Annotated in this window: 10 protein-coding genes; all 10 read right to left on the bottom strand. The window is 58.7% G+C overall.

The window, feature by feature from the left end:
- Window positions 1-22: 22 nt before the first annotated feature.
- The gene (icmH, locus tag BLR16_RS25850; protein ID WP_003318805.1) at window positions 23-736 is read right to left on the bottom strand and encodes a type IVB secretion system protein IcmH/DotU; all 714 of its coding nucleotides are present in this window, start codon (window positions 734-736) and stop codon (window positions 23-25) included.
- A complete protein-coding gene (gene tssK, locus BLR16_RS25855) occupies window positions 733-2,076 on the bottom strand; it encodes a type VI secretion system baseplate subunit TssK (RefSeq protein ID WP_003434831.1) in 1,344 nt (447 codons plus the stop codon). The genes icmH and tssK overlap by 4 nt, the downstream gene beginning before the upstream one ends.
- Window positions 2,073-2,828 (bottom strand): type VI secretion system lipoprotein TssJ, encoded by a 756-nt coding sequence (tssJ, locus tag BLR16_RS25860; protein ID WP_074806959.1) that lies wholly within the window; start codon window positions 2,826-2,828, stop codon window positions 2,073-2,075. The genes tssK and tssJ overlap by 4 nt, the downstream gene beginning before the upstream one ends.
- A 25-nt stretch (window positions 2,829-2,853) precedes the next feature.
- The gene (tssH, locus tag BLR16_RS25865; RefSeq protein WP_092194604.1) at window positions 2,854-5,457 is read right to left on the bottom strand and encodes a type VI secretion system ATPase TssH; all 2,604 of its coding nucleotides are present in this window, start codon (window positions 5,455-5,457) and stop codon (window positions 2,854-2,856) included.
- Window positions 5,454-6,524 carry a type VI secretion system baseplate subunit TssG gene (tssG, locus tag BLR16_RS25870; RefSeq protein ID WP_092194606.1) on the bottom strand — a complete coding sequence of 357 codons (1,071 nt, stop codon included), beginning with the start codon at window positions 6,522-6,524 and terminating at the stop codon, window positions 5,454-5,456. Before tssG ends, tssH begins: the two co-directional genes overlap by 4 nt.
- Window positions 6,488-8,320 (bottom strand): type VI secretion system baseplate subunit TssF, encoded by a 1,833-nt coding sequence (gene tssF / locus BLR16_RS25875; protein WP_003434826.1) that lies wholly within the window; start codon window positions 8,318-8,320, stop codon window positions 6,488-6,490. Before tssF ends, tssG begins: the two co-directional genes overlap by 37 nt.
- Window positions 8,320-8,802, bottom strand: coding sequence for a type VI secretion system baseplate subunit TssE (tssE, locus tag BLR16_RS25880; protein ID WP_003420335.1), 483 nt, complete (start codon window positions 8,800-8,802; stop codon window positions 8,320-8,322). The genes tssF and tssE overlap by 1 nt, the downstream gene beginning before the upstream one ends.
- Window positions 8,803-8,827: 25 nt before the next feature.
- Window positions 8,828-10,330 carry a type VI secretion system contractile sheath large subunit gene (gene tssC, locus BLR16_RS25885; RefSeq protein ID WP_003434824.1) on the bottom strand — a complete coding sequence of 501 codons (1,503 nt, stop codon included), beginning with the start codon at window positions 10,328-10,330 and terminating at the stop codon, window positions 8,828-8,830.
- A gap of 14 nt (window positions 10,331-10,344) precedes the next feature.
- A complete protein-coding gene (gene tssB, locus BLR16_RS25890) occupies window positions 10,345-10,878 on the bottom strand; it encodes a type VI secretion system contractile sheath small subunit (RefSeq protein ID WP_003318241.1) in 534 nt (177 codons plus the stop codon).
- A 69-nt stretch (window positions 10,879-10,947) separates the two neighbouring features.
- On the bottom strand, window positions 10,948-11,697 hold the full coding sequence (locus tag BLR16_RS25895; RefSeq protein ID WP_002551426.1) for a hypothetical protein: 750 nt from the start codon (window positions 11,695-11,697) through the stop codon (window positions 10,948-10,950).
- Window positions 11,698-12,046 lie beyond the last annotated feature (349 nt).

The following is a 12,046-nucleotide window of genomic DNA, read 5'->3' on the forward strand; positions in this document are numbered from 1 at the left end:
GACTCGGTTACCTGATCGGGACTCAAGCATTGAACAGTTGGCTGATTTGTTCGGCCAACGCGGCCACGTCTTTGCCCAGCAACCAGTCAAGCGTCAGATAGACACCCAGGCATACGAGGGCGATGAGCACCAGGTAAAGCCATACCGGAACTTCATGGCGAAGCATTTGCGACACCTGGTCAGGCAGTGCCCAGTCAGGCGACAGCGCCTTTGGCGTCTTGCGGTAGCGTGCGATGTCCTGGCCCAGCGTGTTGGCCAGGTAGCGCAACTGGTCCTTCTGACCCAGCCCGAATTTGCCCTCGAAACCCAGTGCCAGGCACAGGTGATACACCTCGAGCACATCCAGGTTCTTTTTCACGTCGGCGCGCAGCAGTTCGATTTTCTCGAAGAAGCCTTCGCCCGCCAGGTGAACCCCGAAATAACGGAACTGCAACGGCTCCATTTCGAAGTGGCGACGCATGTCGTTGTCACCCGAACGCAGTACGCTCTCATCGAGGAATGCGCACAGTGCGTACTGGGCGTCCTTGACCTGTTCGACGCTGTAATTGGCGCTGCGCGCTTGACGCTCCAGGTTGGCGAAAAAGGTATCGACGCTGGATTCGAAGGCAGTGACCGAGATCGCCTGGCGGCCGCGACGGACAATCAGCGCCATGGTGATGAAGTCACGTACCAGGTCTTTGAGCGTAGGTTTTTCGGTTGCGGCCGTAGCGGCACCTTGCATCACGGCTTCAGTCATTTAAGCACCGCCAACAGTTCGAGCTTGAGATTGGTAAACGCGCTGGGCGCGTAGAAGGAAATGGCCTGGGCTTCCATCATGCGTTCATACACGCGGCCATGCGGCTCGATGGAGAAGTAATGGTTGTCCAGGCGCACCGGAATGGCGTTTGGCAGACGCGTCGAGTGGTTCAGCGTGACGCCCGGCATGGCGCTGTTGACCACCACTTCGATGTCTTCCGGCGAACCGACCTTGAACGCACGTGGCACCAGTTCCAGCAGGCTGGAGCCAGGCATGTCGGCATGCACCGAGATGTAAAAGTCGGCTTCGGTAAGGCGGGGGTCCAGCAACTGGCCCTGCCAGTACGAAGGCCGGACCTGACTCAGGTTGATGACGATGCACTGGTTCGGGATCACGTTTTCAAGCAGCAGACGAACCAGTTCGTCGAGCTTGACCAACGAGGCCGCCGGGTCCTGATGATCGTAATCGGGGATGTCGGTGAGCTGAGTGTCCAGCGAGAAGGTCAGCAAACCACCCGCCAGTTCCGCCAGAAACAAATACAGACGCTCCGGGTGCAGGCGTGGATGCGCCAGCAGGTGAGCCAGTTGCGGGTAGGCGCGATTGACCGTATTCAGCAGCCAGAACAAGGTGACGTCGCTGGAGCCGAACTCGGCGATCTGGTCAGCCCGCTCGCGGCGGCGGCCTGAAAGCGCCTTGCTCTTGGCTTGCAGCACGCTGATCAAACGTCTGCCGAGACCGACCAGCGTCTCGTGGGTGCCCACGTGCAGCGTCGGGTGCACAAAATGCGCATCCAGGTTGAAGCCGCCGATGCTGTTGCGTGCCAGTCGGGCAATCGGGCAGTAGCTGTAGCCATCCAGACTGTCGCCATCGACCAGCATCACCACGTTCAGGCGCAGGCTGGTGATTTCGTTTTCCAGATCGCCTTCGTTGAGGTCCGGCAGGGTGTCGAACTGTTTGCGAAAACGTCGCGCGCTCTTCTGTTCCTGGCCGTCTTCAACGTAATTCAGGCCAAAGGGCTCAGGCAGTTTGAGCGCCGCGTAGACCTTGATTTCTCCGCCTTTGATCAGGTTTTTCAGGTCGCGGGCGGCGGGCAGCGGGTCGTGCTGCGGCGCGTCGTAAAGGCTGCCGTCCGGGAACACCAGCTTCAGACGCTTCAGTTGCAGGGAGCCTGTCGCCAGCGCCTCGACGTCGACTTCCAGCGTTTGCACGCCCCAGTGAAAGGGCGTGGAGCGCAGCGTCGACTCAGCAAGCTGATGTTGATGAAACTCATCCTGATATTGGAAATGTTGCGGCAAAAGGAACATGCCTTCCGACCACATCACGCGGCTTTGTTTACTCATTTGGCGCCTTCCAACAGAGAATTGAATTGTGAGTCTGCTGCCTTTTTGGCAGCACTGCCGGCCGAGTCCTGAACCTGCTGGACAGCTGCGTCCTGCGCGCGCTCGGTCATACTTTTACTGGCGGGTTGTTCGGGAATCGAATTGGATTTGTTGAACTGCTCTTCAGTCTTGAGTTTGTTCAGCACGTCCACACCACGCACCGCGAGGATGTAGTTGTTATCCACCAGCACACGCACGCCGTCGGACGAGAACCAGATACCGTCCTTGCGCAGCGTGTTGGCGTCGAACGCGACCTTCCAGCGGCTGTCGACGTCGGTGCGGAAGAACGCCGCGATGCCCACATACGAGGCATTCGGGTTCAGCGGCCACTGATCGGTCTGGCCCATGCCAGGCAACAGAATCAGCTCCCGGCTTTCGACCATGGTGTTGCCCAGAGCCTTTTGCGGATCATCCCAGAGGGTGTCGGCGTTGATCGACTCGAAGCGCTCCAGAGAGGACAGCTGATAAACGCGCACCACCACCGACAGCGGTTTACCGTACTCGTCAGGGTTGAGCTGGTTGCCGCCGTCAGTGGTCAGGATGACCTTTTCGTTGTCACCGAACATCATGTCGCCAGCCCAGGTGTCATCCATGCGCTTGGCGACACGGTCTGTCACGCCGCAGGCGGACAGAGCCATCATCATTGCCAGAACAGCCAGGCACCTTGCCAAGGCTGGCTTCGAGGAACAATTGCCTTGAAGTCTTTTATTCATCACGTCTTACCTATGGGGTGATCGATCAGGTCAGGGTGTAAGCGAAGTCGCCATCGCTGCCCAGGCCGATGGTCAGGCTCTGAATCGGCTTGTCCTGCGCCATCCGCTCCAGCACCCGCTGAGCGAGCTCCGGCATGAGGGTCTTGGACAGGATGTTGTCGATATTGCGTGCGCCACTGTCGACTTCCGTGCAGCGCGACGCGATAGCCTTGATCAGCGCTTCGTCGTAACGCAGCACCGCCTGATGATTGCGCTCGAAACGCTTGCGGATGCGCTCCAGCTTCAGGCCGACGATGCGTTCCAGAATCGCGTCCTGCACCGGGTAATACGGCACAATGGTCAGGCGCCCCAGGAAGGCCGGTTTGAATACCTGATTCAGCTCGTCGCGCAGGCCTTCCACAATGTCATCGGGAGTCGGCTTCTGCTCGGTGTTCAGGCACCACTGCATGATGCGGTCAGTACCGGTGTTGGAGGTGAGGATGATCACGGTATTGCGGAAGTTGATCTCGCGACCTTCGCCATCGTCCAGCACGCCTTTATCGAAGACCTGGAAAAACAGCTCGAGCACATCCGGGTGGGCTTTCTCCACCTCGTCGAGCAGTACCACGCTGTAAGGCTTGCGGCGCACGGCTTCGGTGAGCACGCCACCTTCGCCATAACCGACGTAGCCAGGCGGTGAGCCTTTCAGGCTGGAGACGGTGTGGGCTTCCTGGTATTCGGACATGTTGATGGTGATGACGTTACGTTCGCCGCCATACAGCGTGTCAGCCAGGGCCAGTGCCGTTTCGGTCTTACCGACACCGCTCGGGCCCAGCAGCAGGAACACACCGATCGGCTTGTTCGGGTCTTCCATGCGGGCACGGGAAATCTTGATGCGCTTACCGATCTCTTCGAGTGCATGGTCTTGACCCAGCACGCGTTCGCCCAGCAGCGCGGGCAGGCTTTGCACGGTGTCGATTTCGTCGCGCAGCATCTTGCCCAGCGGAATGCCGGTCCAGCCGGAAATCACTTCGCCAATCGTGCCGCCATCGACCAGTGCATGGACCAGCGGTTGCTCACCTTGCACGCTGGCCAGTTCGGCGCGTACGGCGGCAATCTGCCCGGCATCAGGCTCGCCGCTTTCCGGAACGCTGAGTGCGCCAAGTTTTTCGACCAGTTCCAGCTCGCGCTTCCACTGTTGCTCCAGCGACTCGCGGGTTTCCTGTTCGGCTTTCAGCTCTTCGTGCAGGGCCGTCAGACGGCGAGCGTGGTCGCTGCCCTTGGCGGTTTCCTGCTCCAGTACGGCGATTTCCGCGTTCAGGTTGTCGATGTGACGCTTGCAGTCTTCCAGCGCTCCCGGCTGTGCCGATTGGCCCAGGGCAACGCGTGCGCAAGCGGTGTCGAGCACGCTGACGGCTTTGTCCGGCAGTTGGCGGCCGGTGATGTAGCGGTTGGACAGGCGTACGGCCTGCACCAGCGCTTCGTCCATCACGGTGACCTTGTGGTGCTCCTGCATCTTCGCCAGCAGCCCGCGAAGCATGTGGATGGCCTTGTCTTCGTCAGGCTCTTCGACTTTCACGACCTGGAAGCGTCGAGCCAGTGCGGCATCTTTCTCGAAATACTTTTTGTACTCGGCCCAGGTGGTGGCGGCGATGGTGCGCAGCTCGCCACGCGCCAAGGCAGGCTTGAGCAGGTTGGCGGCATCGTTCTGCCCGGCTTGCCCGCCCGAACCGATCAGCGTGTGGGCTTCATCGATAAACAGAATGATCGGGTGCAGGCTGCGTTTGGTTTCTTCGATGACCGACTTGAGGCGGTTCTCGAACTCGCCCTTGACCCCGGCACCGGCCTGCAACAGGCCCAGATCCAGCGTGTGAATGGCGACGCCCTTGAGCACCGACGGCACGTCGCCCTGCACGATGCGCAGCGCCAGGCCTTCCACCACGGCTGTTTTACCGACGCCGGCTTCACCGGTCAGGATCGGGTTGTTCTGGCGGCGGCGGGTCAGGATGTCGACCATCTGCCGCACTTCGAATTCGCGTCCCAGCACCGGGTCAATCCGGCCATCGCGAGCGCTCTGGGTCAGGTTGACGGTGTACTGGTCCAGGGCTGGCGTCTTGCCGTTGCCTTTGGTGGTGGCGCCCGTGCTGGCGTCGGCGTTCGCCAGTGGCTTGCTCAGCTTGGTCTCGGGGCTGCCCTCGACCAGTGCGCTCATGTTCAGGCGCAGGTCGTCAGCGTTGATCTTCTCCAGCTCCGGCGCCGAGCCGATGACCACGCGACGCAGTGCATCGTCATCCAGCAAGGCCTGCACAAGATGGCCGGTACGGATCTGTGACTGACCGAACTCGATCGATGCCAGCACCCAGGCCTGCTCGATCATGCGCGTGATGTGCGGCGAGAGCGCAGGCGTCCGCGTGTTGCCTTTCTTGAACGTCCCCAGCGCAGTGACCAACTGTGCCTGCAGGCGATCAGGCACCACATCGTAATGGCGCAGGATCACTGGCAGATCGTTGTCGTTGTTATCGAGCAATTGCAGCAGCAAGTGCTCGACTTCAACGTCGTAATGGTTCTCCGACAGGCACAGCGCAGCAGCGCTTTCAGTGGCAGTGCGGCTCGTTTCGTTCAGCTTGGCGAACAGGGACTTCAGGTTCACAGGGAGACCCCATCAAAAGGAATATGGAAAACGGCGCAACGGGAAGGCTCCACGTCGACACCGGGGCGTTTGAGCCAGCCAAGCCAGCCCAGTGATACATTGCCTTGGCGACCCAGACGGGCCACGGGTACAGCTTCGCGCTTGAGCTTCGGCGCAATCTGGAAGTCCAGTTCGGCACCGATGTAAAAACGCACCAGTTCAACAAGCTTCTGGTAATCCTCGGTGCCCGGCTGAAAACGCTGGTAATCGGCCAGTTCCAGAGGACCCATTTCGATACGTACACACGACTGGTAATCCCAGACGTGATTGCCGGCCACAGCGCTTTGCCCCAGCACTGCATTCTTGCGGCCCAACTGCGTGCACTGGCTGCTGTCGAGCTTCAGCCAGCGTCCGGCGAATTGCTGGATCTTGAACGGCAGCGAGAAGTAAAAACTCAGCATGACCTCAAGGTTCAGGGCGTTGCGCGGCTTTTGGGCGAACATCCCCGAGAAGTAGCTGAACAGTTCGCGGCGCAGCGGAGACTCGCCCTTGTCGAACTTCTGCTTCAGGCCTTCTGGACCGAAACCCACCAGGTTGAGCAGATAACGGTCGAAGTTCGAGGTGCCGTTGCGCTCGTACTCGATGTAAAACTTGTACTTCTGCCACGCCTCGTAAAACAGCGTGGTCATGCGATGCGAAAAAATATCCAGAAACGCATGTGCAGCGTCGTCTCGATACTGAATATGTCGGTCGATCAATAGCTCGGTGTACGGGCGCGGCAGCACGCCCGAAGGACCGACCAGGCCCATGAACGTGACCTGCACTTCGGACAGCGGCAAACCTGCCGCCGAGAGCTTGCCTTCGCGTTCGAACTGCAGGTCGCTGACTTCACTGGCCGGGAAGTTCAGCGACAGCTGCGAACGAAAGCGCAGAGGGTCTTCGTGCGGCCTGGTTTCCAGGTCCATACGCCCGTTCCTGCTGTAGTGCAGGCGAAGCAAACGCACCAACTGGAAAAATTCGAATCGGTGCGGCTCAGCCCTTGCCTGGTCGATCAGACCAGGGGTTGATCGCCTGTTCGCGGGGGCCATTGGACCACTCTCTTTTCGCGCTGCAAGGTGCGAAGGGTTAATTGGGTAAAGCTGTTCATCGAGCAGTACTGACCAAAGAAGTGATCAAGCACCATGCCGAACAGGAACACGCCACTGCCGGTGTACTGGCTTTCATCGAACTTCAGCGTGATGCCGACGCCGCGCACGAAGTTCGGCCGCGGATGGCCGATGCGTGCCACGACCGGCTCGCTGCTCACCGAAACGATCCCGTTGATCTGCTTGCGGATCGCCGACACGTTGCGGTAGTTGTAAAGCGACAGCAGCTCCAGCAGCACCTCGCGTCCCTTGGAAACCAGCGACATGTGGTTGAGTGACAGGTGCGAAATAAGCCGCCAGATCACGCCGTTGCCCAGCGGCACGCGCACCGTCGCCGTCGGCTTGCGCAGGCAGCGGATGTCCTTGATCACCGAGTTCGACGGAATGTTGAAATCGCCGCGCTCGCCGCCAAAAGGCAGCATCAATGGCAGGTCGCGATTGCTGCACGTCAGACGGATACTGAGCGTGTCGTTGTTGGAATCGATCAGTTCCAGATCCCGATCCACGACCCGGATGAACATGTTCGAGCCATCGCTTTGCCGGCTCTGCGTAGGGCGGCGCCGAGCGATCCAGAAACTCTGCCCCGGGCCTTGATCGCCACGTGGTTCGAAGAACGGATGGCAGGTGCCGACCTGGTCATTGCCATTGATCTTCTTCACCCGCCGCACGCGATCGATCGAAACCACTTCGGCGGAGCTTTGCAGGCGCACATCCGGCGTGACAGCGTATTCATGCTGGACGTGGGTCAGCTTGATCGGCTCGGCCTGCTGGCGGAACAGGTTGATGATCGGCGTGCAGTTGAGCTTGAAATTGTTGCGGCTGACGTTCTGCGTCAGGCGCGCCAGACGGTCCGTCAGGTCGTAGTCGGAAAAGTAGAAATTGATCTCCACTTTGGCGATCTCTTTGCCCGCCAGAATGCGCGCAAAGCCCGACAGGTCGAAGAACATGAACTTGTCCGGGAAGGTGAAGTACTCGTGCAGCAACCGGTAACCCAGAAACGAGCGCTCCGAGTAATCCACCAGCCCTTCATCCAGACCGTAACCGACAGATTTCAAGGCACCGGCTGGTAGCACCACTTCGCGAGTGCGGCCTTCGTCTTCGAAGGTCAGCGTGGCCTTGGCCAGGTTGTTGAACAGCAGCTCATACAGTTGGTGCATGAGCGTGCTTTCGCCATCGAGGAAGAAGCGCAGGCTGTCCATCTCCATCTTGCCGAACAACACGTCGGAGGTGGCCGTCAGACCAATGCGCAGACGCGCAATCAGGTCTGCGCTGTGGCCGTTGAACGCCGAGCGTTCCATTTCGATGAACGACGCGCTCTGCACGGCAATCGGCCATAACTCGACCGGGTAGCACGTCCGGAACTTGCACACGATGCCATCCACCGGATTGGCATGCAGTTCGGTGTGTCGTGCCACACGATAGGACTCGGTGACCTTTTCCTGCTTGCCCATGTTGAACTCGACGATGGACATCGACGGGGTAGGGCGCAGGTAATGCGGGTACAGCACCTCGAGGAACGACTCGACGATTTCCGGAAACTCATCATCGAGTTTCTTATGCACGCGCGCCGACAGGAACGAGAACGCCTCGATCAGGCGCTCGGTATGCGGGTCCTCGCAATTGTCGCCCTCAATCAGCAGTCGCGAAGCGATCTTCGGATATTGAGCGGCAAATTCCTGGCCCAGAAAGCGCAGGTGCGAGAGTTCCTTCTCGTAATAGGGCAGCAGATCGTCGAGCATCAGTTGAGGTTCTGCACTTTGTATTCCTGAGTGTTGACCTGCAGCACGGCGTCAAAAGAAACCTGACGCGAAATGTCCTGCAGACGCAGTACTGCGTCCACACGAAAAGTCAGCATGCGTTGGCCGGTCTGTTGTGCAAGCAACTGGACTTTCACGCTGCGAAAGCGTCGGTCGCCCACCGAGATGGCCTTTTCCAGCTGGCGCTGGATCAAAAGACGATCCTGTGGGTCGAGCACGCTTCTACTGGTGAAGTCGGGCATACCGTAGTCGAGGATGGTGCCGCTCAGATTGGCGAAACCTTCCAGCTCGTTAGCGACCAGAGACTGGCGAGTGTTCACCAGAATCTCCAGGTCACGAACGATGCTGGCCTTGTAATCGGCCAGCGAGCTCAACCGTTGCGATGACGATTCCACGGATTGATGTGGACGATCGTCGAGCAATCGATCCAGCAATGAAGGCAACAGCTTGTGTTGACTACTCATGTTGCCTCCCTGGCTAAGTGTTGGATCAGCCGCGAGTCGATTGCGGCAATTCGGCGACCAGACGCAGCGATGCCGTCAGTTCATCCAGTTGGTAATGCGGACGCAGGTAAGTCACGGCCTTGTAGACGCCAGGCTTGCCAGGAACTTCGAACACTTCGGCACGCGCTTCGCGCAGCGGGAACTTGGCCTTGGCTTCCTGGCTGGCGGTGTCATCCAGCAACACGTAGCTGGACAGCCACTTGTTGAGGAACAGCTCGACATCCTTGCGCGATGCAAAACTGCCGATCTTGTCGCGCATGATCGCTTTCATGTAGTGAGCGATACGCGAGGTCGCGAAGATGTATTGCAGTTGCGCCGACAGACGCGCGTTGGCGTTGGCAATGTCGGTGTTGTACTGCTTCTGCTTCTGGGTCGACTGGGTGCCGAAGAACGCGGCGTAGTCGGTACCTTTGCAGTGCACCAGCGGAATGAAGCCGAGGTCCGACAGCTCCTTTTCGCGACGGTCGGTGATGGCGATTTCAGTCGGGCATTTGAGCGCGATTTCACCGTCATCGGTCTTGAAGGTGTGCGTCGGCAAGCCTTCGACCAGACCACCGCCTTCCACACCACGGATCGCCACGCACCAGCCGTAGCGGGAGAACGCATCGGTCACACGGGTGCCCAGCGCGTAGGCAGCGTTCATCCACAGGTATTTGTTGTGGTCACGGCCATCGACGCTTTCGACGAAGTTGAATTCTTCGACGGGCGTGGTATCCGGGCCATACGGTAGACGACCCAGCACGTGCGGCAGGGTCAGACCGACATAGCGGGAGTCTTCAGAAGCGCGGAACGACTTCCACTTGGCGTATTCGACCGTGTCGAAGATCTTCGCCAGGTCGCGAGGGCCGGCCATGTCGGTGAACGAGTCCCAGCCGAACAGCTCAGCCGATGCCGCCGAGATGAACGGCGCGTGGGCGGCGGCTGCCACGTGGGAGATCTCTTCCAGCAGGTACATGTCTTCCGGGTTGCGGTTGAACTCGTAGTCACCCAGCAACATGCCGAACGGTGCACCACCGAAGGTGCCGTACTCTTCTTCGTAGATCTTCTTGAACAGTGCGCTCTGGTCGAATTCGGACGACGCCTTGAGGTCTCGCACGAGGTCTTTTTTCGACGCGTTGAGCAGGTGAATCTTCAGCGTGGTGCTGGTCTCGGTCTGGTCAACCTGATACTTCAGGCCGCGCCAGGACGCTTCCAGTTGCTGGAATTCACGGGCGTGCATGATTTCGTTCATTTGCTCGGAGAGCATCGAATCGATCTCGGCGATGCGCGCGTCGAGCACGGCAATCAGGTCCTTGCTTGGCGTCATTTCGCCTTCAAGTACCTGAGCCACCAGCTCACCGATCAGATCGCGGGTACGGGTGCGCTCGGTTTCGGAGCGTGCAACGCGGCTTTCGGAAATGATGCTGTCGAGCAGGGAAGATTGCGGGGCGAAGTTTTCAACTTCAACCAGAGCGCTGTCCTGCTGAGTCACGGGTTGCTTATCGGTCATCGTCAGGCTCCTCCTTACTCTTTGCTGTCGGTGGCAGGAACGGCGGCTTCACGGCCGAACTCCTTGCCCAGGGTTTTCAGCTTTTCAGTGTTCTGCAACACGTCCATCAGCAGTTCTTCCAGCTTGTCGTTGCCACCCATCTTGTTACGCAGGTCAGCCAGCTTGTTGCGCACTTCCAGCAGCTTGCGCAGCGGCTCGACCTGACGCACGACGTTCTGCGGCTCGAAGTCTTCCAGCGCATTGAAGTTCAGCTCGACACCGAGTTGGGTCCCGTCTTTTGCCAGGGTGTTGTCGACGCGATACGCCAGGCGCGGCTTGATGCCTTTCAGGACGCCATTGAAATTGTCGCGGTCGATGAAGATGAACTTGCGATCCTTGAGCTTGGGCAGCGGCTCCAGCGGGTTGCCGGAGAAATCGCCCAGAACGCCTACAACGAATGGCAGCTCTTTCTTTTCCTGAGCATCGCCGATGTCCACGTCGTAAGTGATATGGACCCGAGGCGCGCGAACGCGGTCAAGTTTGTGCTGGGTACTTTCCTTCTTCGCCATCGTCATCTCCTGTGCGAGCAACTCGCTGCAAGTCGTTTGCGTACCGGGCCTGTGGCAGGCCGGGCGCGATTAGAGTCCTTCAATCGTCAGCAGCAGACGCTGACGGATTTCATCGTTCATTTCCAGAATGTTTTCGTGTCCGACCAATTCTTCGAAACTGGTATTGCCTGCGATCTGCGTGCTGTTGCGAATCACCGATTCATCCGGCAATTCTGAGCGCACCGGTGAGCTGATCACGCAGAACGGCAGGTCGCCGAAGTCTTTCAATCGCTCGAAACTGACCGGGAAGCGCAGCCCTTCGAACAGCCTGCTCATGCCCGGCGACTTGCTCAGGCAATAGAACAGCACCAGATAATGCACAACGTAGCGATACAGCTCGGCGCTGCTGCGATTCGGGTCTTTGATGACCTTGCGAAACTGCGCCAGATCGAACGAGTTGAAGCCCACCACCCAACGCACCGGACTGGTGATGCGAATGGTCTGCCCGCTTTGTGACAACACCATGTCGTATTCGAGCGGGAACAGCTCGGGCGTCGTGCTGATCAGGTTCAGGGGCACTTCCAGTTCATTGACCAGCTTGAACGGCTCTGCCGAAGCAATGCGGTCATAGAGCTCCTTGAGCTCTTTGAAATGGTGCTGAGTCTCGCGGCCGCTGCTGCGCTGCGCACCCTGCAGGTATTCACCGAAGAATGTCTGCGGGCGTATCAACAGCGCGAGGGTCGACAGATAGTCGGACGCCTGCACCTTGAGCGCGTCGGAGATAGCGCGCGTCTGCTTGCGCAGCTTTATCAATGCTTCTATATCGAACGTCTGAGTCATCGGTACATCGTCCTTGAACCCTTCACGACCGTTTCCCGGATCAGACCGGGGACGGGGAAAAGTTGCGAATTTCTCGACTGCACACCTGCTCATGAAGTGGTTTTGCCATGTGTGTCACTGCGAGACACACCGCCACAATGAGGGAGGAGTTCGTGCTGGCATATAGATGTCGTCTAGCCAGCAGTGTGGTCTATGGCACTATTTTTAGTAGGAAAGTTCCTACAGACGGTGGATATTTTCTCGGTTTCGTTACAGTAAGCAATGATGACTATGAGCCATCATTGTATTGAATTTCACCCATAATGTAACTGTAAGTGTTGATTTCAAAGGGCTTTGGGGTGGTATTTGG

Source organism: Pseudomonas sp. BS3767, from assembly GCF_900099665.1.
Taxonomy (GTDB): domain Bacteria; phylum Pseudomonadota; class Gammaproteobacteria; order Pseudomonadales; family Pseudomonadaceae; genus Aquipseudomonas; species Aquipseudomonas cerasi.

Coding starts and splice junctions, on each gene's coding strand:
- icmH (WP_003318805.1), bottom strand. CDS start 736: ATGACTGAAGCCGTGATGCAAGGTGCCGCTACGGCCGCAACCGAAAAA.
- tssK (WP_003434831.1), bottom strand. CDS start 2,076: ATGAGTAAACAAAGCCGCGTGATGTGGTCGGAAGGCATGTTCCTTTTG.
- tssJ (WP_074806959.1), bottom strand. CDS start 2,828: ATGAATAAAAGACTTCAAGGCAATTGTTCCTCGAAGCCAGCCTTGGCA.
- tssG (WP_092194606.1), bottom strand. CDS start 6,524: ATGGCCCCCGCGAACAGGCGATCAACCCCTGGTCTGATCGACCAGGCA.
- tssF (WP_003434826.1), bottom strand. CDS start 8,320: ATGCTCGACGATCTGCTGCCCTATTACGAGAAGGAACTCTCGCACCTG.
- tssE (WP_003420335.1), bottom strand. CDS start 8,802: ATGAGTAGTCAACACAAGCTGTTGCCTTCATTGCTGGATCGATTGCTC.
- tssC (WP_003434824.1), bottom strand. CDS start 10,330: ATGACCGATAAGCAACCCGTGACTCAGCAGGACAGCGCTCTGGTTGAA.
- tssB (WP_003318241.1), bottom strand. CDS start 10,878: ATGGCGAAGAAGGAAAGTACCCAGCACAAACTTGACCGCGTTCGCGCG.
- BLR16_RS25895 (WP_002551426.1), bottom strand. CDS start 11,697: ATGACTCAGACGTTCGATATAGAAGCATTGATAAAGCTGCGCAAGCAG.